Raw genomic sequence first — 20,722 nt, 5'->3', positions numbered from 1 at the left:
GCTAATACATGGTCCATAGCGAAGGCTTCGCAAAGTAATAGCCCTGCTGGTGTTCAACGTCTAATTTGCTTAGCGCCACAGACTCTGCCTCATTCTCTACCATCTCCGCGATTACATTGATGTTAAGGCCTTTGGCAATGTTGATAAGGCTAGAAACAAATAGCTGATTATCTTTATTGGTATGGATCCCTTGTGTTAGCCTTCCCGAGAGCTTCACAAATTGAGGCTGAATTGCCCTTAAACCAGAAAGAGAAGCGAAGTTATCGCCAAAGTGTTCGATGGTAACTCGACAGCCTAACTGTATGAGTTGACGACAAAACGCTTCTGCTACTTCTCTATGATGAATAAGTGCGGCGTCTTCAACTTCAAATATGAGTCTAGAACACAGTGTTTCTCTTAGCCTTAGTTCTTCAACTAACCATGTTCTGAATTCGCTATTGGCAATTGATGCGTTGCTGATGTTTACAGCAACTTGATGTGACGTAACCTTTAACTTTTTAAATACGATACTCACTACCAACTTGTCGACCTGAGGAATAAGGTCTAAACGCTCTGACGCAGGGATCAGTTGCGCCATGGGGATGATGTCATTGGTATCTTTGTCTTTAAATCTTGCGAAGGTTTCGTAATAGGCTGGTGCATTTCTTTCTACGTTCATCACGGGCTGAATCAGAATGTCAGCATATTGTTGTGACACAATGTAATTAAGGCGTTCGCGCCATTTTGAGTTGCTGTGAACCTGTGACACCTCAGAAGCAAACTGCCAGCCCTTTTGCGTTTTCATCGCAGCTATTAACGCACTGTCTGCGCTTTCCATAATCTGCTGTAATGTCATCTGACTTGTAAAACGGGTGATGCCCATCCAAATTACTTTGCTCCCGTCGCGCAAGGGCGTAGCGTTGGCAAACTGTTTCGACATGTTTTCTAACATCAAATCGCGTTCATCCCGCCCCATGACCTCACTTATCAAGGCGAAATCGCCGCCTGAAAGCCGAAATACAAAGCCACTTTTGCAGCTACGCTTTGCTTCATGCAAGAGAACGTCAGCGATAGATTTCACATAGTTGTCACCGGCAAGCATCCCCAACTTTGTATTAATGGCAGAAAGCTGAGCGAGCCTGACAAGAATGAGTTCTTTTTCATGCCCGGTAGATGTGTCAGACAATAGTGCGCGTGAATGGCGCTCGAATGCACTTCGGTTTGGCAATTTTGTCAATGTGTCTTTGTTGGCTTCTGCTTTGAACCGCTCAGATTGCTGAGCAATGTCGTTAAATTTTGATGCTAATGATGTAGTGAGATCGTTCACCGTGTTAGTAAGTTGGCGGTAATCTGTAGTAAACGCATTTACCTGTGAAGGCGAAAAATTGTGACTGTTAATTTCATTAAGCTTTTTTATGGTATTAACGATAGGGCGCTTAGCGAATTTGGTTACCGCTAATACATACAGTGACAGAATGAAGAATAGCCCACAAAAGATGACAGCGTTTTTGATAAGTATCGCGGTGATTTCAGAGTAAATATAAGATTTGTCAGACGTTACCAGTAAATAACCCTCATTATTCGCTAAGGGAATTTTTCTATCAAACGCAGGTGTAGAGTCTAACTGCAGGTACCAACTTGGTATAGTAATGTTCGGCGCACGTTCGTACTTAGCGAACACATTTCCCTCAACATCAATAGCTTTTGCTGCAGACAAAAACGGCTGTAACACCATTTGACTAAGTAGTGCATCAATTATTGACTGCTTCGATTGAGTAGAAAGTGAGGAGGTTTTTACTACTGTCGATTCATAGCTTAGCAGTGCTTTTTGAGCCTCTTGCTTGATTGACGCTGAGGTACGAGATTTAATCTCGCTTAACTCAATACTGGACAAAACGGTAAATGCAAAAAGCATAAGGGCAAACACGCCCATATTGATTTGACTAGACAGCTTCATTACTAGCAGTTAGCTCCTTTAACTGAGAAATTTATTATTCGCCTCAAACAGGCTGTGTGCGTTAACCCTGATTGAGGCTTTTGGTATACCCGCCAGCAGTTTCCTTGCAGCGAGTAATAAATGTACTGCAAAACATAGTGTTAAGCGAGAATTAATAAAGTGTGGAATAATGAAGCAAGCATTATCTCTGCGCTACTCATCTTTCGTCTACAATCCATCGCTGTAGTGTGCCTAATGTAAATCTCGCTCAGCTTTGATGCCGTGAAACGTACAATGCAGCACTGGTAAAATAAGCAGTGTAAGAACGGTAGCGACCGTGAGGCCAAATACAATGACTACCGCCATAGACGCAAAGAACGCGTCTGAAAATAGCGGGATCATGCCGAGTATCGTAGTTATAGCTGCCATTGAGACTGGGCGCACACGGGAAACTGACGCAGCTACTACAGCATCGAATGCACCACTATCGCCTTCTGCTTGTACATTTATTTCTTCCATTAGTACGATACCGTTTTTAAGCACCATACCGATAAGGCTTAAACTGCCCAATAGCGCCATGAAGGTAAACGGTGCGCCGACCAGCACTAGGCCGCCAATAATGCCGATAGTGGTAAGCGGTATTACGCCCCATATCGCTAACGCCTGGCGAAGCTTACCAAACAGCAATACGGTAATGATGAACATACCTAAAATGCCTATGGGCATGCTTGCGAATAGGGCACTTTGTGCGTCGGTTGAGGTTTCATATTCGCCGCCCCATTCGATACGATAGCCATCAGGAAGCTCAAGTTCCTCGACAAGTGGGCGTACTTTAGCTTGCACACTAGCTGCTGTTTCACCAGATAACGGCATTGGCTCGGCATAAACCGCCAGCATCCGCACCCGATTACGGCGCTTAATAATAGGGTTATCGAGTGATACATCCACATTACTAATAACGTCTGCCATGCTGATGTATTTACCTTGCTCTTGGCTCCATACATTGAGTGAGGCAAGATTATCAATGTCGTAGCGTTGATTTAGATCGTTGCGCATGACAATGGGAATTAAATCGCTACCTTCGCGGTATAGTCCAACAGTTTTACCTTCGTTATTCAGTAGAAATGAAGTATGCACAGCATCGCGGGTTACGCCGATACGCCTGGCTTGCTCTTCAAGAAATACAGGCTCAACGAATGGGACTTTGTTGCTCCATGATAAGCGCACGCTGTCCATGGTTTTCTCTGCTTGGAATATTGCTTCAACATCGCTGCTAATCTCCCGCAAAACTTCTGGTTCTGGCCCGTAAATCCTTGCTTCAATTGCCGCTTTTGCGGACGGCCCGACCTGAAGTGCTTTTACTTTGTATTGCACATTAGGAAAGTCTTGTCTGACCAACTCGATAATTTCTCGCATACGAGCGTCACGAGCCTCGACGGTATCGGTTTCAACAATAAGCTGGCCATAGCTGGCGTATCTGTCTTCTGGTGCGTAGGTCAGCGTTAAGCGCTGTGCACCACCACCAATTACACTGGTTACGTTCGCAATGTTTTCCATGCTTAGCACTTTATCTTCTAGGCGGCGTATAGACTGCTCGGTAGTTAAGATGTCGCTACCCTCAGGCAGCCACAAATCGACGAAAAACAGCGGTGTCGACGAATCTGGAAAAAACGCGTTTTTTACAAATTTGCCTGACGCTACACTGCCTACCAGTGCAACGAGCACCAGTAGTATCGTGACGTAACGATGATTGATAGCAGCAGTGAGTACACGTTTGTACACCGTGAAAATAATGCCTTTGTATGGGTCATCATCTTCATCATTAGCGCCTCGCTCTTTTTCAGTTTTAAACAGTAAGTCGAAAAAGAAGGGGGTGATGGTTAACGCGGTGAGCCAACTTAAGAACAGCGAGAAGCACAGTACCCAGAAGAGGGAGCCAACAAATTCACCGGTAGCGTCTGGCGACAGACCAATGGGCGCAAAAGCGGTAATTGCAATAACTGTGGCGCCAAGCAGCGGCAAACCGTTTTGAGACACTACGTCTTTGGCTGCCTGCAGTTTGGTTTGCCCTTTTCTCACGCCAATTAACATGCCTTCGGTTACCACGATAGCGTTATCGACCAACATACCAAGGGCAATGATAAGCGCACCTAAGGAGATTTTTTGCAATTCAATGCCTTTTATAGACATCAAAATAAAAGTGCCAAGAATGGTTAGCACAAGAATAAGCCCCATCAGCACGCCACTGCGCCAGCCCATAAAAAGCAGAAGTACAAAGATTACGATGGCGACCGCTTCAACCAGGTTAATGAGGAAGCCTGTCACAGAGTCGTCCACCACCGTGGGCTGGTTGTAAACAGTGTTAAGGGACATGCCTAGAGGCATGCGCTGTTCTAACTCCGCAATGCTATTTTCGAGCCGTTTGCCCACTTCAACAACATTAACTCCTGAGGCGAAAGACACGCCTATCGAAAGAGCTGGTGTACCGGCGCTGTGATACAAAATAGACGGTGTGTCGTTAAGCTTGCGTTCAATGGTTGCAATATCTGTTAAACGAATAAGGCCGCTTGCGGGAGAACCAATTACCACTTGGCCTAACGCCTCTAAGTTGTCAAACTCACCGGTGGGCTGAATAGAGAGGCGTTTCCCCTGAACCTTAATTGACCCTGCGTTGCCAACCACGTTTTGTGCGGTTAGAAGGCCTGCAATTGAGTCGGCAGAAACGTTTAAAGCTTTCATTTTATCGTGATCTAATGACACGATAATTTGCTCGTTAACCGTGCCGGCAATCGACACCTTTTTTACCCCGTCAACAAGCTGAATTTCTCGCTGCATTAGATCTGCAAAGTCTTCCATTTGCTTAAGGGAGTAGTCTTTACTTGTAAGGGTAAGCAGTAACCCAAATACGTCACCAAAGTCATCATTCACAATAGATGTGCTGGTTCCCGGGGGCAGTGAAGCCTGTGCATCACCCACTTTACGGCGCAAGTTGTCCCAGTATTGCTCTAGCTCCTTGGCCTGAACGCTACTTTTAAGTTCAACGGTAATCTGCGATAGCCCAACCATGTTTACTGAGCTGATTCGTTTAACATTGGGTATACGCTGAATCGCCTTTTCAAGCTGCAGCGTTACTTCTTCCTCAACTTGCTCAGGCGTTGCCCCTGGGTATTGAGTAATAACCAGAGCATTTCTAATGGTGAATTCGGGAAACTCTAGCTGACCTAAGCCAAGAAAAGTCACAATGCCGCCAACACCCAAGATGATGGCGACCATCCAGCTAATTACTTTTTGACGAAAAAAATACTCGACCATGGCTTATAGGCCCCCTTCTTTCGTCCACTCCGTAACAGCTTGGCCTTCTTTTACAAGATGAGCTCCAGCAGCAACGATTTTATCATCGTCGTTTAGCGGGCCTTCAACTAACAGACCGTTGGAAATACCGCGCGTAATCATTACTTCTACTGCTTCTACGGTGCCCTTCGTTGCGTCGCTATCACTAGGCTTAAAACGCCATACAATCGCTTTGTCTGGATCTGCATTGTCGGTAACCACCGCACCAAAAGGCACCAGCCAAAGCTTCGCGTTAGACTCAATGAGTTTCGACATATCAAGTAATACGGTGGCGCTCATGCCCGCTAGAACATTGATGTCGTCTGGTTCTGGCAGAGTAATTGTTACCTCATAGCTAAGCTCGCCTTGTCGCGTGGTGCTTTCGTGATCCTTATACATGGCCGCGTAGCGTTTTTCTGGCATTCCGGAAAACGTCACCCACGCCATTTCAGACGTTCGGTTTTTACGGGCCCTAGAACGGTCAATCATACGCATCTTTTGCTCGGGCAGTTGAAATGTCACATCTATTGCCCCTGGCATATGAAGCTCGGCAATGGTTTGCTGCGGAACCACAACTTGGTAATTCTCAACGGGTACCGAAGCAATTAGTCCAGCGAAGGGGGCGCGGAGCTCGGTATAGCTTAACTGATCCTGTGCGTTGGTAAGGCTCGCTTTTGCCGCTAAAAAATTAGCTTTCGCTTCGTCAAAGGTAGAGCGACTTACTGCCCCTTTTTCCACCGATGCTTCCATGCGTTCAAACATGGCCGACGCTACATCGAACTGCGACTGGGCTGTGGCTAGCTGTGCTTTTGCGTCTCTGTCGTCAAGTCGAGCAATAAGCTGGTTTTCTTTAACTTCTTCGCCTGCTTTTACCTTGAGCTCTTGTAATTTGCCGCCAATGCGAAACGAGAGGTTTGAATATTCAGCCGCTTCTACTTGCCCCGGGAATTTAGCTATGGTTTCGTCTGAATGCTGCACTTTATAAAGTGTTACAGGTGAAGATGATACGGCTTTTGGTGGAGTAGGGGCATCATCACAGGCATTTAATACAGCGAGCACAGTAAATATAAGCACAGTGCGCATTGTTAGGCTGTGAAAGCGACTTTTTTCAGACAACATGGTAACTCTCCATTTAAATAGACCACTTTTTATTCCCACTAAGGCAATGGGTTATCTTGTACAAGGCGCGTGTCAACTTCTGAACGTGAAAGATAAAAAGCCAATATACGACAAGTTTGATATACATACAGGTTATAGCGTTTTTTTCCCTTTTCGATCAGCTTTTTGTTTATTTTTACAAGGCGATAGTATGCTACCGCCCATAAATATTCGTGGGTGTCCGGTCACTATCAGACAATTACCCTCTCGAAATACCGCCGGCTAGTTCGCAATTCACCCTAATCAGGTTTCTCATCGGGCGCGAGGTTTTCAGCATAGCCTTTCGGTGGTGGCGTCCAGCCACGCATTTTCGAATGCTTGTCGTGTAAATCTGCTTTTAGCGCATTTTCGATTAGCGACTCAAGTTCAATAAAAAGTTTCAGATAATTATTGTCTACTCGTTCTCCGCTGGCCTCATCCGCCCACGCGTGATACAGCACATCGTTTTGCTGAGCCTCAATATTTTTATACGCCATTTTTTGCCGTTCAACTTGGAAAGGGTGAATATTGAGTGAGCGAAGTGCCTCTGCGCCCATCTCAAGAGCGCTGTGGTACGTCTCAGATACCACAAAATCTGCGCCCAACTGGCGCAAGCGATACCCATGACCGCGGTCAAAGGCACGCGCAAGCACTTTAATGTTAGGAAATGCGTGCTTGGCGTATTTCACCATTTCGGCAGCGGTTTCTTTATCGTCTATAGCAATAACTAATAACGATGCTTCATGGGCGCCAGCAGTATGCAAAATGTCTGGTTTGGATGCATCGCCAAAATAGGCTTTGGTGCCAATCCGTCTGATAAGGTCTATTTGCTCAGAGCGAATATCAAGCACAACGGTATTTACATCGTTGGCCACTAAAAGGCGGTTAATAATTTGACCAAACCGCCCAATTCCAGCAATAACCACTGTGCCTCTTTCATCGATGGTGTCTTGTGTTCGCTGAGACTTCGCGTTTTTATAGCGAGGAATAATCGCCTTGTCGAAAAGAATGAAAAGCCCTGGCGTTAAGAACATGGAAATGGCAACAACAAGTGAAAGAACTGAAATGATATCGCGGGGCAGGACATAGTTTTGCGAGGCAAAACTTAACAGCACAAAGCCAAATTCACCGGCTTGTGCGAGGCTAAGTGTGAACAGCCACTTTTTAGTGCCTTTTATTTTAAAAATTAAAGCTATGATAAACAGTACAATGGCTTTCACAAGCATAACAGCGATGGTAAGCCCTGCAACTAGCATAGGACTTTCAGAAAGCACAGAAAAATTGATACCAGCGCCGACCGTGATAAAGAAAAGACCTAACAATAAGCCTTTAAACGGTTCGATATTGGCTTCAAGTTCATGACGGAATTCACTGTTAGCCAAAACCACGCCAGCTAAGAATGCACCGAGGGCGGGAGACAGTCCAACAAGACCCATTAACGCTGCAATACCAATGATTAGCATAAGCGCTGTGGCGGTAAAGATTTCCCTTAAACCCGACGCTGCAACAAATTTAAACAAAGGTCGGCTTAAATAGTGACCTCCCACCGTTAAGAAGGCAATTGAGCTAATAATCACTAAGCCCGATGCCCAGGGAGCAAGCCCTTCAACAAGATTTAGACTATCGTGCGACCCTGCATCGCTACTCTGTGCGCTTCCTTCAGCTACTAGTTCAGGTATGGCAAGAAGAGGAATGAGTGCAAGCATAGGAATAACTGCAATATCTTGAAACAGCAAAACAGAGAAGGCGCTTTTACCCCCTTCCGTTTTCTGAAGGCCCTTTTCTTGTAAGGTTTGTAAGACAATGGCAGTTGAAGACAGCGCGAAAATCAGACCTATGGTAAGGGAGATACCAAGAGGCTGGCCAAGTATCAATGCGGCGCCTGTGATAAAAGCTGTGGTCAGCGTTAATTGAAGGCCGCCAAGTCCCAGCAGCTTTGACTTCATCGCCCACAGTGAGCGAGGCTCTAGTTCTAGCCCAACCAAAAACAGCATCATGACTACACCGAATTCAGCAAAATGTTGAATGGCAACAGTTTCGTCACCAACAAGGCCGAATATCGGCCCAATCACTAGCCCCGCTATTAAATAGCCTAGTACAGACCCTAATCCAAGACGCTTCGCAATGGGCACTGAAATTACGGCGGCGACCAGATAGATAAATGCATATAAGAAATAGCCAGTCACGTTACTCTCCTTGCGACGTACAAAGGTCTGCGAGATTCTCGATGTGCTTTGCTTTTTCTAGATTCAGGGTGTTAGTGGTCAATTTGTTTAGCAAGGTTGTCCACTTACCTCTATGTTCAGCAACGCGATGCTCTTCTTGCGCAGTACGAGAGCCAAAGATCGCAAAAGGAGCAATGTAGGTCATGTGCGTGATCTGAGCCATTTGCTCTAAAGGCTGGAGCAGTTGCCTGATGGTGTAATGATTAAAGCCATCAGTTTGATAGGCTTCTTCCTTACCGCCTGCACTTAATGCGCAAAGAAATAATTTATCTTTAAGTGCAGTGCCTTCATGCCCATAGGCAAAACCATATTCCAACACTAAATCTTGCCATTCTTTTAAGATTGAAGGTGTGGAATACCAGTAAAGTGGAAACAGAAAAACAACGACATCGTGGTCGATTAAACGCTGCTGCTCCCGTTCAATATCAATATTGAAATCTGGATACTCTGCATACAAGTCAACAGCAGTAACGTGTTTATTCATTTTTGCTTCGTGAAAAAGCGGCACATTTACTTCTGAACGGGTTTGCGCGGGGTGAGCGAAAAGAACCAGTACCTTTTTGTTACTTTTCGAGTTCTCTATGGTCGTTGTATCTGCTTCATTCATTTGGTTGCGGCCTAGGGTTTATTCGTAAAACTGCTTTCATCTTAAACATTACGCTGTGTTTAAAACAAAATCGAATGGCTATTTCTTCTAAGTTATAAGGTAACTAATGGTTATTAGGTTGAAAAAAGTAACTTGATTACTATTGTTGACTCAGGGACAAAGGATCATGAATGGACACGCATCTACACATAACTTTTGCTTAGAACAGTACAAACATGAAAACATGCTTTAAAACACTTGCCATTTTGGTTGCAGCCGCAGCAATCTCGTTTTTCTCTATTACAACGTATGCGTTGCCTCAAGGAAGCGAGCTAAAAGCTGGGGCGGCAGTTTGGAATTTATTTGATAGCGCTGATAGAAACGCCATACATACTGCGTACGTGCACAGCCCGTTAGAGGATTACTATGGTCTTCGTCCAACGCTTTTATTGATTTCAGCTGATGAAGGTCAGCATTACTTCTCTGCAGGCCTTGCTAAAGACGTTTATCAGCGAGGTAAATTCAGCGTTAGAGTTGCATTTCATGCAGGCATTGTGGATGAGTCTGATGATTTAGGCGACACCATTGAGTTTTATTCGTCGTTGTCCTCTTTATATGAACTAAATGAAAAAGTAATACTTGAAGCTGAAATCGGACACATTTCAAATGGTGGCTTAGGGGACACTAATCCAGGCTCCGAGTCTTTCGTTTTAAGTGCACTTTATCGTTTCTAATAGGCTAGTGCTTTTTTGATACCTTTAGATAATGTACTTTATTAGACAACGGCTACCTTTGAGGCCGTCAGTCACGGGTAGGATAAAAATGAACGATAAAGCAATCATTGATGAAAAGAGTAAAAATTCCATTTTGAGTACCTGTAACGAACCGTGTGCTATAGAACGAGGCATGCGGTTAATAGGTGGAAAGTGGACGGGTTCTATTATTTATCATCTCAAAGATGAGCCTGTTAGATTTAACGACCTGTGTAGAATGCTTGGCGGTGCCAGCCGGAAGATGGTTGATCAGCGCCTTAAAGAGCTGGAAAACAACGGTATGGTGATCCGCAACGTTATCGACTCTCGTCCAATTGCGGTTGCTTATAGTCTCACCGAGTTTGGGCGCTCAGCGCTAGATATTCTTGAACAGCTAAGAGTCTGGTCTGAAAACCACACGAATGATTAAATACCGCTAGCGGTGAGCATTTATCTCACCGCATTTGCTTTACAAAGTGCTAGACCGACACTAGCGGTAATCGAAGTACTTTTTCAACAAGCTCTCCGGCTTTTTCTTGGAAACCAACAAAGTGTTCAGTAGCTTCATGAGCATCAAGGGCATCCTGAGATTGCCATTTCTCCGTAATAACAAATACACCCTCTTCACATGCATGTAGGTCATACATCACTGCGCCGACTTCTTCTCGGCTTGATTTAACCAAGGGTAACAATGCGTCTAAAAGTGCATCTTGTTGGTTTGGTTGAGAATAGATAACGACTGAAAACTCGATCATTTAACTGTCCTATTGAGAAAAAACGCTAACATAGGCAACTAAAGAAGTAATGGTTAGCGTTTAAAGCTGACTAGCAACTTTTTTCAGGTGAAAAGCAATCTCCACCATCAAATGCCTTTTACCGCTATGTCGCAGTTAGACGCTATCTAAGCCTTTTTCTTAGGTTCAGTTTTTAGCGATTGAAAAAAGTTAATCTATAATGGCTTATACCAAAGTATAAATGGGGCTCATTATTGTTTGAGCGCCACTTCTTGAGGCGACGGAATGCAATTACTTAGCGGGGCAATGCCCTATGTTTGAAAAAACCTTTCACTTTTGTCCAGTGGGGCTTGCGCACGTGAGCGTGGATGGAAGCTTTATACGTGTTAATAAACGGCTGTGTGACTTCTTAGGGTATTCTGATGAAGAGCTGACTAAGTTAACTTTTCAAGAATTAACCGCGCCGGACTATCTAGATGAAGATCTCAGTTATCTAGAACGCCTAATGGCTGGCGATATCGACAATTACGCAATAGAAAAGCGCTATGTTAGGCGTGACGGTGAGTTGGTTTGGGCGAAGTTAACGGTATCGTTAGTCAGAGACCAGCACAATAACCCAGACTATTTTATTTCTATCGTAGAAGATATCGATGAGAAAAAGCGAATTCAGGCTGAGCTTTTTCAAGTAGATGCCTTGTTCAGTAAAATTGTCAGCGCTTTTTCCGACAGAACTTTCATCTGGGTGGCGACACCTGATCTTACCAAACTACAGTATGTGAACGACGGGTATTCTAATATCTTTGGCCGTAACGAATATGAGCTATATTGCAATCCAACAAGCTTTATTGACCATGTTCATGAAGACGATAAAGCACGGGTTTTAAAATTGTTTCGACAGCGTCCTTTACAAAATTGGGATATTCAATATCGAATATATGACTCAAAGGGCGAAGTGAAGTACCTTCACGACCGTGGAAGCTTGATTTACGACGATCGCGAAATGCAGTCGCTTATTTTGGGTACGGCTGACGACATAACAAGAGAGAAAGCGCAACAGCAAGCGTTAATGAGTGCGGTGACTAAACTAGAGCACCTTTCTAAAACTGACTCGCTTACCGGACTTGCCAATAGACGAGAAATATTTAGTCAATTAAGCGATGAAATTTCTCGCATGGATCGCGGTGAACAAAACTCCACCCTTGTTTACATCGACCTAAATAAATTTAAAGAAATAAACGATAGATACGGGCACAAGGTAGGTGACAAGGCACTTGTCGAGTTCTCTGAAAAGATGAGCAATCTGCTGCGTGATAGCGATAGGTTTGGGCGCATTGGTGGCGATGAGTTTGTCATCTTGCTGTATGGAACAAATGAAAAAGAGACCGAAGCTTTTTTCAATCGGGTCGCTAAATGCAAATTTGAAGTCGAGGTAGATGATAATAAGGTAGTGCCTATCAGTTTTAGCGTAGGCTGGGTTGAGTGGAGCGAAGGCATTGAAACCGTGCAGGAATGGCTAGATAAGGCCGATGAGGTGATGTACGGAAAAAAGCGTCATCAGCAAGTTTTAACCGCGATTGACAAAGCGATGTAGAGAGTTAGTGCTATCTACATCGCTTGCTCGAATTTATTGCTGTTTTTGAGCAAACCAGCGAGCTATTTCTTGCCGCTCTTCGTCTGTCATTTTAGTTTTATTTAAAAATGGCATGTCTTTGGTCACAGTGGTTCTTCGAACCACTTGTGGCGCGAACCTTTCAATATCTTCCCATGTATCTAACACCACGCCCAAAGGGGCGACTTTAAATATATCGTCCGTTGGTGTGCGCGAGTGACAGCCTACACAATGAGTTGTAATTAAGTGTGTTACGCGCTCATTACTTATTTCAGAACTCGCTGCGCCGACAGCCCTATCAGGGGCTTCTTTGCGGATTTCACCATTGGCGTGGCTCGCGCTATCTTGGTCTTTATTTGATGTACTTAGTGTTTCATTTTGACTGAATGTTTGGGGTGATGCTGCTTGCGGCCACGACACCCAAAGGGCGATTGCTAGCATGGCGACTGCGCCAGACACTAAAATACCAGGCTTAGTGGTACCCACATGACGCAAGTTAAAGAAATGACGTATCCAAGCGGCAGCGGCCATTATCGCAATGAGTACCAGCCAATTTTGTGGATGCTGATATGTCATTGGGTAGTGATTTGAAATCATGATAAACAGCAGCGGCAGCGTGAAATAGTTATTGTGTACCGAGCGTAATTTTGCGCTCGCTCCCCAGTTAGGGTCGATATCTTTTTTATCGGCTACAGCGGCCACCATTTTGCGCTGGTTTGGCATAATGTTAAAAAAGACATTGCCTGCCATGATGGTTCCAATAAGCGCGCCAACATGAATATAGGCTCCGCGACCGCTAAACCACTGGGTAGACAAGTAGCTGACAATACAAACAAGCGCAACTAATCCGATACCAAAGGCCAGCGGGTATTTTGCCAATGGGCTACGGCAGGCAGATTCGTATAAGGCGAGTCCGCCAAAGATTAATCCTAACCCTAAAGATATTGCTGTGGCGGGTGACATGGCGTTTACCGACGGGTCGATTAGATAAGCGCTTGCGCCAAAGTAATAAACGATGATCAGTAAAGCGAAGCCCGATAACCACGTGGTATAGGCTTCCCACTTAAACCAGTGCAGTGTTTCTGGCATTTTCTCTGGGCCATAAGCGTATTTGGCAACCTCATAAAACCCGCCGCCATGAATAGCCCATAAGTCGCCTTTTATGCCTTTGTCTTGCTTCCATTTAGGTGGCGTTCGTAGATTGTTATCCAACCAAATAAAGTAGAATGACGCGCCAATCCACGCTACACCCGCTATAACGTGGAACCAACGTACGAATAAACTTATCCAATCTAGCCACGGCATTGTTGTTCTCCTTTATTAGGGCCAAAAGGCCCTACAGCAGCCTGTTATTAATTATGTTCTTTTTTATAGCGGCAGGTACCGCTTATCCAGGTTTGGTCGATAGCGCGGTCATCACCTAAAATACTCAAGGCAAAAAACACATCGTCGAATTCTGCGTCTTCTTTTATCCTCAATCGTGTTAATTCATCAAACCTTGGCTCAACAACGATAAAGTCGGCGGTAGTACCTGGATTCAAGTTGCCTATTTCATGGTCAAGAGCATGTGCAATTGCTGCGCCTTGGGTCATTAAGTAAAACCCTTCTAACGGGCTGATGGGCTCGTTGCGTAACTGACTAACCTTGTATGCATCGCCGTAGGTTTTAAACATGTTAAACGTAGTGCCTGCGCCTACATCGGTGGCCATAGCTACATGCACCTTATTAGCGCGTGCTGCGGTCATATCAAAAAGGCCACTACCTAAAAATAGGTTCGATGTTGGGCAGAAGGCAACTGTAGCGCCGCTCTCGCCTAAGCGCGCCCATTCGTTTGGCGTAAGGTGGATACCATGGCCAAATACCGCACGTTCGCGCACAAGGTTATAGGTGTCATATACATCCAAATAGCCGTCCGCTTTAGGGAATAAACTTTTCACCCACGCAATCTCATCTAAGTTCTCAGACAAGTGTGTTTGAATGAAAACGTCAGGGTACTGCTTGGCAAGCTCACCTAATGCCGCAAGCTGTGCTTCCGTGCTGGTAGGGGCGAAGCGTGGCGTTAGCGCATAGCGGTTGCGGCCTTTGTTATGCCAGGTTTCGATTAACTGTGCACTGTCAGCTTGTGCTGTGTCAGCGCAGTCAGCAAGCGCGCTAGGGCAGTTCCTGTCCATACATACTTTACCGGCCACAATCGCCATATCAATTTCGGTTGCTGCACTAAATAATGCATGGCTACTACCTTTATGAACCGTAGTGAAAACAAAACCTGTGGTGGTGCCGTTCTTTAGCAATTGGCGTAAGAATACATTAGCAATGGTTTCGGCGTGCTCACTGTCAGCAAACTGCATTTCTGTGGGAAACGTATAGTTCTCAAGCCAGCTCAACAGCTGCTCGCCATAATGGGCTATGCTCTGTGTTTGCGGATAATGCAGGTGACTGTCTATTAAGCCTGGCAAAATCCACTTACCTGAAAAATCTGTCACAGTGGCGGCAGGGTAGCGCTTTGCTATCTCATCAAATGCGCCAATGTCTTTTATCTCTTTATTATCTACCAACAAACCACCATCTTTGAAAATAGCGATGTCATTATCGAATTGTGTGGTTTGGTTGGGAAAGTGCGCAATGCTTGCACGAAAAAGCTGCATGTGTGTTAGCTGCCCCTGTAGCTGCTGAAACCGAAAGGAGAAATAAGAAGTGGTACGTGATAATGACCGCCATTCTCCTCAAGTTCGAAACTAATATCAATGTGTGGGTAGAAACTGCTGCCATGCGTTTCTACTAGGTAGTGCTTGCAGTGAAAGCGCAGGGTATAAACGCCTGCTGCAAAGCCGTCTGAAACACCCCAGTTTTTAAAACGCCCGTCATTATCTGTTTCACCAGAAAGGGTGCTGCCGTCAGGTAGTGTAAGTGTAAGGGCAATGCCTTGTGCTGGCTTACCTAATGTAGTGTCTAGTACGTGGCTTGAAAGCGTAGTCATACTGTTTTCCTTAAAAACTATTCAATGCGTATTAATCGTATTTTTGAAAGTGCGGGTGTTAATCCAGCGCTTTGTTAATACGCAAAAGGGTTATCTTTATTTGCTCTGCAGCAGCATTGGTAATTTCTTGCTGTGTGGTATTTGGCAGCCTAGCCTGTAATGCTTCTAACATAGTCTGCGCAGAAAGACCGGTAGCACAAATAATGAAGATAAACCCGTGCTTGTCCAAATAGGCGTGATTGGCTTCTTTTAACTGGTGTAAAACGGCCTCAGATGCGCCAGCTGTGCCCGACTGCTCGCCCGCAGCAATGGTTTTGGTATTAGCAAATTTTTTGCGCAACGAATCAACGTCGCCAATCATGGGGTGTGCCGTAAAAGCTTCCAGGTAGTCGTCATCACTGCACTTGGCCCAGGCGCTTGTGGCTTGATTAGTAAGTGCATCGATATCGCTGTAGGGGCGTGCTTTCACCATCTGGTAAATCCAGGTTTTCGACGCGCAGCATTGTTCAAACCACGACGAAGCCTCTTCTGTGCTAAGCGCATTTACATCATTTAATGTCACTGGTGGTGTCCTTTTTATTTTGAAGCGCCGAAACTTGTTGTTTCTCATTGACATGATGCGTCTGCGGTCTGTGGCGCTTACTCTCGGCACACGCTACCGAAACGCTTGATTTTTCAACAGCGCTTGCCGCTGGTTCTTTCATATGAAGACGCTCTATAATTTGAGCAGATATAGAGACAGCAACTTCAATAGGGCGCTTGCCAGGTATATCTCGATTGCCAATAGGGGTAACTAGTCTAGCCAGCGCATCGTCGTTAAATCCGCGCTGAGTAAGCTTCGTAATAAAACGCTTCGCTTTTGTATCTGAACCAATTAACCCAACAAAGGGCAGGGAAGGCAGCTTTAACGCCTGCTCAGTAATACGATAGTCCAGTTGATGATCGTGAGTAAGTATAATCAGCCAACTGTTTTCATTAAGATGCCTCACTTCGCTTTCTGGCATTTCTTCTACTACTTTGTGCACATTAGCTGGCAAAGACGATGGAAACAGGTCCTCGCGACTGTCTATCCACGAAATGCGCACAGGCAATTGGGCCAAAATAGGCACCAATGCTTTTGCAACATGGCCTGCACCAAAAATGGCGATGTGCTGCTGGTGAACATTGCACACGTCAAACAGTACCTTCACTGCGCCGCCGCAACACTGCCCTAAAGAACTGCTTAACGGGTAGCTGTGAAGTTCAGTACATGCTTCACCCTTCGCAAGGTACTCACGTGCACGGGCAATAGCATCAAACTCGAGATGCCCGCCACCAATGGTATCTATACTATGCGATGCGGTAACCACCATTTTGCTGCCCGGCTCTCGAGGTGTAGAGCCAGCGGCTCCTACTACTGTAACCAGCACATAGCCTTCGTTACGCTCTTGGCATTCGGCTATTCCCTCATGCCAGTGCGTTGCGCGAAAAGATTGGGGCGCGCGAGATGAATTTGCTGCCGTGAGTGTCATACAACACCGCCTTGGTTATCCAACTGCTGAATAGCAGTTACAGCGTTCAGAACACGTTCTGGTGTGGCTGGTGTATCTAGTTGCGGATCAATCGTGTAGCCAGACAGGCTTGATATCGCGTCTTTTAGTGCGCACCACACTGAAATGGCCAGCATAAATGGTGGCTCACCAACGGCTTTTGAGTGGTAAATGCTATCTTCAGCATTTTTTCTACCGAACAGCTTCACATTAAACTCTTTTGGCGTATCGCCAATTGCCGGAATTTTATAGGTCGCCATATTTTCACTAATTAGCCTGCCTGCTTCGTTCCACTTTAAGTCTTCTGTGGTAAGCCAGCCCATGCCTTGAATAAATGCGCCCTCTATTTGGCCAATATCAATGGCGGGATTAAGGCTGTTGCCCACATCGTGGAGCACGTTGACTTTATCTACGGTGTATTCACCGGTAAGCGTATCAACAGAGACTTCACTCATTGAAACGCCGTAGGCAAAGTAGAAAAACGGGCGGCCTTCGCCTGTTTCTCGGTTGTACTGCAATTTAGGTGTTTTGTAAAAGCCGCTAGACGACAGCGATACACGGGCAAAATATGCCTGCTGAACAAGCTCGGTGAAAGCAATGCTGTGTTCACCTAATACCACATGTTGATTGATAAACTGCACTTCACTAGCGCGGTCCTCCAGACTTAAGCTTTTGGCAAAGCACTCAGCCAAACGGGTTTTTAATGTAATACACGCATTTTGTACGGCTTTCCCGTTTAAATCAGTGCCGCTTGAGGCCGCTGTAGGTGAAGTGTTTGGTACTTTGTCAGTGCGCGTGGCAGTGACTTCAATCATATCCAAATCAAGGCCAAATTCATTGGCTGCAATTTGGCCTATTTTTGTGTGCAGTCCTTGACCCATTTCAGTACCACCATGGTTCACTTGAATACTGCCATCAGTATAAATGTGCACCAAAGCGCCAGCTTGGTTCAAATGTTTCGCGGTAAATGAAATGCCAAACTTAACAGGCGTTAGTGCTAAACCTTTCTTAATTACCGGGCTTTCTCGGTTAAAGGCTGCAATAGCTTCACGGCGCTGCCAATACTGAGCAGATTCTTCTAGCTCGGCAATCATATCGGGTAAAAGGTTGTGCTCTACCTTCATTCCGTAGGGGGTAAAACTACCTGTAGTCGGGCCGTATAAATTACGCTTTCTTACCGACAGGGGGTCGCTACCAATAGCACGGGCAATTTTATCAATCATGGCTTCAGCCATAATCATGCCTTGCGGTCCGCCAAAGCCTCGATAAGCGGTGTGCGATACCATATTAGTTTGTAATCTGTGGCCAACAATGTCGCTATCACCCAAGAAATAGCCGTTGTCTGCATGGAACATGGCTCTATCTACAATGGCGTCAGATAAATCAGGCGAGTGCCCACAAATACCATTGATTGTCATACGGGTAGCTTCAATTTTTCCTGTCTCGTCAAAGGCTACATCAAACTCGTTTTCGAACGGGTGACGTTTTCCAGTAACATGCATATCGGTGAAGCGCGGTAAGCGAAGCTTAACCGCACATTGATTTCGCGATGCCAGTAAAGCCGCTATACAGGCCCATTGCGCGGCTTGCGTTTCTTTTCCGCCAAAGCCGCCACCCATACGTCGCATGTCTACCATCACACGGTGCAATTTTACATCGAGCACTTCGGCAACGAGTTTTTGTACTTCACTGGGGTGCTGACTAGACGTATAGATTTTCATGCGATCTTCTTCATCGGGGATCGCAAGGCTCACTTGTCCTTCTAAGTACATATGCTCCTGGCCACCAATACTAAGTGTGCCATGTGCTTGATAGGTCGCTTTTTCAAATGTACTTTCAACGCGGTCAGTATGTTGGCCAAACCGGTGTAGGGGACGCACAAACGTTTGCTGCTGGTGGGCAGCTTCTGCACTAAGTACAGGTTTGGCTTCACTCACCTCTACTTTCCCTTTTAGCGCAGCTTGTCGGGCAAGGTTTACCGAAGTGGCAAGCACTGCAAAGACTGGCTGACCAAAAAATTTCATTTCGCCATTGGCGAGTAACGGATCGCCTTCGAACACGGGGCCAATATCTTTATGGCCAGGTACGTCGTCAATCGTTATGACATCTACAACACCTTCACTTTGACGAACAGCGTCAAGATTTATCGAGTTAATCGTGCCTTTTGCGCATTGGCTTACACCGACTGCAGCGTAAAGAGTACCCTGAGGTTCAATTACATCGTCAACATAGTTGGCACTGCCCTGTACTTGGCGTGTTGCACTCTCATGCTTTTTAGAAACGTGAACGACACTCTGGTTGTCGTTTTGTTGTAACGGATTAGGGGCATCAATTAATTTACGCATGCTGCACCACTCGTGTTTCAATATGGTTTACGGTTTGGTTTTCTAACCAGAAGCGGTGCCACAAGTTAGCTAAAACGGTCTTACGGTATTGTGCTGTAGCGCGCACGTCATCAATGGGTGAAAATGCATCGAATAAAACTTGTTTACCTAACGCCAAACATTCTTTGCTAGCAAACTGCTTACCTTTCAAAACCTTTTCTAACGCTTCACAGGTTGAAGGTACTGCTGCCACACCACCAAAGCCACTGCTAACTGCTTCGACTTTGCCGTTGTCGAGTGTGACATTAAATACAGCGCAGACGGCTGAAATATCATCTTCAAAGCGCTTCGATATTTTATATGCAGCTAATGCTTGATTATGTTGGTTCAATGGTATTTCTATTGCACTTATCCATTCATCTTTCGCCAGCGTGGTTTCGCGATAGCCCGTGAAGAATGTGCTGATTGGGATCGTACGAACATTATCGCCGTTATCTAAATGTAGTATGGCATTTAATGCGAGTAATAACGGCGGCATATCACCAATAGGCGAAGCGTTGGCCACGTTACCGCCAATGGTAGCCTGATTGCGAATAGGCAACGAGGCAAATCGGGTAACAAGCTCAGCCACTTGCGGAAATGCATTAAGTAGTAAAGGTGCCGCATCATTTAACGGGACAGCTGCACCAAGAATAAGAGAATGCTCGCTTTTGGTGCAGTGTTTTAGTGCATCTATATGCGTCACACTAATAAGCGTGTTTACATCTTTTAGCTGTTGCGTGAACTGTAGGCTTAAATCCGTGCTGCCAGCAACTAGCTGTGCGTTAGGATGCGCTTGAATCAGGGTCTTCAGTTCTTCGCGAGACGTTGGTGTATGGATATTGCCCGTACCTGTAGGCTTCTCACCTGATAATGATAGCAAAGTAGAAAGGGTGGCATCTTGGCGTGCAGTGAACTGATCATCAGGTGTTTGCTCGCATACCGCCAATGTAGCGTCGATAATGGGGCGGTAGCCTGTACAGCGACACAAGTTGCCTGATAAGGCGTGTAGCACATCGTCGCGATTTGGCTTTGTATTGCTGTGATACAAAGCAAACATCGACATAATAAACCCAGGCGTGCAAAAGCCACACTGAGAACCGTGGTGATCAACTAACGCCTGCTGTACGGGGTGTAAGTGTTTACCATCGTTCAAATGCTCAACAAATAAAAGCTGCTTCCCATGAACAGCACTCATCAACGTTATACAGCTATTCACTGTTCGGTAATTAAGTTCTGCAGAGCTATTTGAAGATGCTGGCTCCACAAGTACAACGGTACATGCGCCACAGTCTCCTGCTGCACAGCCTTCTTTAGTGCCTGTTTTTTTGCGATGCTCGCGAATAAATTGTAGAAGGGTGAGGTCGGCCCGCGCTTCATTTAATTCAACGACATCGTTATTTATTAGAAAGCGAATCATACTCACACCTTCTTGTTATATTCATTCTTGTATTCATTAATATAGCTGTATTTTTTCAATAAAAGTAGACCATTTGGTCAATTTATTGCTTATAAAAAAAGGCCGAGTTATAAAAGGCCATGATTTTGCGCAAATTTGCTTGGAG

Annotated in this window: 16 protein-coding genes; 3 read left to right on the top strand and 13 right to left on the bottom strand. The window is 45.4% G+C overall.

The window, feature by feature from the left end; genetic code table 11:
- Position 1 precedes the first annotated feature (1 nt).
- From BGK61_RS12310 to BGK61_RS12290, 5 genes are all read right to left on the bottom strand, one after another.
- Positions 2–1,936, bottom strand: coding sequence for an EAL domain-containing protein (locus BGK61_RS12310; RefSeq protein ID WP_076012282.1), 1,935 nt, complete (start codon positions 1,934–1,936; stop codon positions 2–4).
- Positions 1,937–2,167: 231 nt separating this feature from the next.
- Positions 2,168–5,227, bottom strand: a complete 3,060-nt coding sequence (locus BGK61_RS12305; protein ID WP_076012283.1) for an efflux RND transporter permease subunit — start codon at positions 5,225–5,227, stop codon at positions 2,168–2,170.
- A gap of 3 nt (positions 5,228–5,230) precedes the next feature.
- Positions 5,231–6,364, bottom strand: coding sequence for an efflux RND transporter periplasmic adaptor subunit (locus BGK61_RS12300; protein WP_014998013.1), 1,134 nt, complete (start codon positions 6,362–6,364; stop codon positions 5,231–5,233).
- A 278-nt stretch (positions 6,365–6,642) separates the two neighbouring features.
- Positions 6,643–8,568, bottom strand: coding sequence for a monovalent cation:proton antiporter-2 (CPA2) family protein (locus tag BGK61_RS12295; protein WP_076012284.1), 1,926 nt, complete (start codon positions 8,566–8,568; stop codon positions 6,643–6,645).
- Position 8,569: 1 nt separating this feature from the next.
- A complete protein-coding gene (locus BGK61_RS12290) occupies positions 8,570–9,214 on the bottom strand; it encodes an NAD(P)H-dependent oxidoreductase (RefSeq protein WP_014998015.1) in 645 nt (214 codons plus the stop codon).
- Positions 9,215–9,429: 215 nt separating this feature from the next.
- Here BGK61_RS12290 and BGK61_RS12285 point away from each other — a divergent pair, with 215 nt between their 5' ends.
- Positions 9,430–9,927, top strand: coding sequence for an acyloxyacyl hydrolase (locus BGK61_RS12285; RefSeq protein ID WP_014998016.1), 498 nt, complete (start codon positions 9,430–9,432; stop codon positions 9,925–9,927).
- Between the two features lie 88 nt (positions 9,928–10,015).
- Positions 10,016–10,375, top strand: a complete 360-nt coding sequence (locus BGK61_RS12280) for a winged helix-turn-helix transcriptional regulator (protein ID WP_014998017.1) — start codon at positions 10,016–10,018, stop codon at positions 10,373–10,375.
- Positions 10,376–10,424: 49 nt separating this feature from the next.
- Here the strand turns inward: BGK61_RS12280 and BGK61_RS12275 are convergent, their stop codons facing one another.
- Positions 10,425–10,700: a putative quinol monooxygenase gene (locus BGK61_RS12275; RefSeq protein WP_014976188.1), complete on the bottom strand. Its 276-nt coding sequence runs from the start codon at positions 10,698–10,700 to the stop codon at positions 10,425–10,427.
- Positions 10,701–10,992: 292 nt separating this feature from the next.
- On the opposite strand from BGK61_RS12275, the gene BGK61_RS12270 reads away from it, so the two are divergent.
- Positions 10,993–12,270 carry a diguanylate cyclase gene (locus BGK61_RS12270; RefSeq protein WP_014998018.1) on the top strand — a complete coding sequence of 426 codons (1,278 nt, stop codon included), beginning with the start codon at positions 10,993–10,995 and terminating at the stop codon, positions 12,268–12,270.
- A 33-nt stretch (positions 12,271–12,303) separates the two neighbouring features.
- On the opposite strand, the gene BGK61_RS12265 is transcribed toward BGK61_RS12270, so the two are convergent.
- From BGK61_RS12265 to xdhA, 7 genes are read right to left on the bottom strand one after another with little or no spacing between them, the layout of a single operon-like run.
- Positions 12,304–13,593, bottom strand: a complete 1,290-nt coding sequence (locus BGK61_RS12265) for a urate hydroxylase PuuD (RefSeq protein ID WP_076012285.1) — start codon at positions 13,591–13,593, stop codon at positions 12,304–12,306.
- A 47-nt stretch (positions 13,594–13,640) separates the two neighbouring features.
- On the bottom strand, positions 13,641–14,933 hold the full coding sequence (gene guaD / locus BGK61_RS12260) for a guanine deaminase (protein WP_076026083.1): 1,293 nt from the start codon (positions 14,931–14,933) through the stop codon (positions 13,641–13,643).
- A 5-nt stretch (positions 14,934–14,938) separates the two neighbouring features.
- Positions 14,939–15,265 (bottom strand): hydroxyisourate hydrolase, encoded by a 327-nt coding sequence (gene uraH, locus BGK61_RS12255; RefSeq protein WP_076012962.1) that lies wholly within the window; start codon positions 15,263–15,265, stop codon positions 14,939–14,941.
- 58 nt (positions 15,266–15,323) lie between these two features.
- Positions 15,324–15,827: a 2-oxo-4-hydroxy-4-carboxy-5-ureidoimidazoline decarboxylase gene (gene uraD / locus BGK61_RS12250; RefSeq protein ID WP_076012961.1), complete on the bottom strand. Its 504-nt coding sequence runs from the start codon at positions 15,825–15,827 to the stop codon at positions 15,324–15,326.
- The gene (gene xdhC, locus BGK61_RS12245) at positions 15,814–16,776 is read right to left on the bottom strand and encodes a xanthine dehydrogenase accessory protein XdhC (protein WP_076026082.1); all 963 of its coding nucleotides are present in this window, start codon (positions 16,774–16,776) and stop codon (positions 15,814–15,816) included. Before xdhC ends, uraD begins: the two co-directional genes overlap by 14 nt.
- Positions 16,773–19,139: a xanthine dehydrogenase molybdopterin binding subunit gene (xdhB, locus tag BGK61_RS12240; protein WP_076012302.1), complete on the bottom strand. Its 2,367-nt coding sequence runs from the start codon at positions 19,137–19,139 to the stop codon at positions 16,773–16,775. Before xdhB ends, xdhC begins: the two co-directional genes overlap by 4 nt.
- Positions 19,132–20,577 (bottom strand): xanthine dehydrogenase small subunit, encoded by a 1,446-nt coding sequence (gene xdhA, locus BGK61_RS12235; RefSeq protein ID WP_076012303.1) that lies wholly within the window; start codon positions 20,575–20,577, stop codon positions 19,132–19,134. Before xdhA ends, xdhB begins: the two co-directional genes overlap by 8 nt.
- Between the last annotated feature and the right edge of the window lie 145 nt (positions 20,578–20,722).

This window comes from Alteromonas abrolhosensis, assembly GCF_001953635.1.
Lineage (GTDB): Bacteria > Pseudomonadota > Gammaproteobacteria > Enterobacterales > Alteromonadaceae > Alteromonas > Alteromonas abrolhosensis.
This window is presented reverse-complemented; position numbering and strand designations above follow the sequence as displayed.

What these genes read in the sequence shown, in the direction of transcription:
- BGK61_RS12310 (WP_076012282.1), bottom strand. Translation starts at nt 1,936, where the DNA reads ATGAAGCTGTCTAGTCAAATCAATATGGGCGTGTTTGCCCTTATGCTT.
- BGK61_RS12305 (WP_076012283.1), bottom strand. Translation starts at nt 5,227, where the DNA reads ATGGTCGAGTATTTTTTTCGTCAAAAAGTAATTAGCTGGATGGTCGCC.
- BGK61_RS12300 (WP_014998013.1), bottom strand. Translation starts at nt 6,364, where the DNA reads ATGTTGTCTGAAAAAAGTCGCTTTCACAGCCTAACAATGCGCACTGTG.
- BGK61_RS12290 (WP_014998015.1), bottom strand. Translation starts at nt 9,214, where the DNA reads ATGAATGAAGCAGATACAACGACCATAGAGAACTCGAAAAGTAACAAA.
- BGK61_RS12285 (WP_014998016.1), top strand. Translation starts at nt 9,430, where the DNA reads ATGAAAACATGCTTTAAAACACTTGCCATTTTGGTTGCAGCCGCAGCA.
- BGK61_RS12280 (WP_014998017.1), top strand. Translation starts at nt 10,016, where the DNA reads ATGAACGATAAAGCAATCATTGATGAAAAGAGTAAAAATTCCATTTTG.
- BGK61_RS12275 (WP_014976188.1), bottom strand. Translation starts at nt 10,700, where the DNA reads ATGATCGAGTTTTCAGTCGTTATCTATTCTCAACCAAACCAACAAGAT.
- BGK61_RS12270 (WP_014998018.1), top strand. Translation starts at nt 10,993, where the DNA reads ATGTTTGAAAAAACCTTTCACTTTTGTCCAGTGGGGCTTGCGCACGTG.
- BGK61_RS12265 (WP_076012285.1), bottom strand. Translation starts at nt 13,593, where the DNA reads ATGCCGTGGCTAGATTGGATAAGTTTATTCGTACGTTGGTTCCACGTT.
- guaD (WP_076026083.1), bottom strand. Translation starts at nt 14,933, where the DNA reads ATGCAGCTTTTTCGTGCAAGCATTGCGCACTTTCCCAACCAAACCACA.
- uraH (WP_076012962.1), bottom strand. Translation starts at nt 15,265, where the DNA reads ATGACTACGCTTTCAAGCCACGTACTAGACACTACATTAGGTAAGCCA.
- xdhC (WP_076026082.1), bottom strand. Translation starts at nt 16,776, where the DNA reads ATGACACTCACGGCAGCAAATTCATCTCGCGCGCCCCAATCTTTTCGC.
- xdhB (WP_076012302.1), bottom strand. Translation starts at nt 19,139, where the DNA reads ATGCGTAAATTAATTGATGCCCCTAATCCGTTACAACAAAACGACAAC.
- xdhA (WP_076012303.1), bottom strand. Translation starts at nt 20,577, where the DNA reads ATGATTCGCTTTCTAATAAATAACGATGTCGTTGAATTAAATGAAGCG.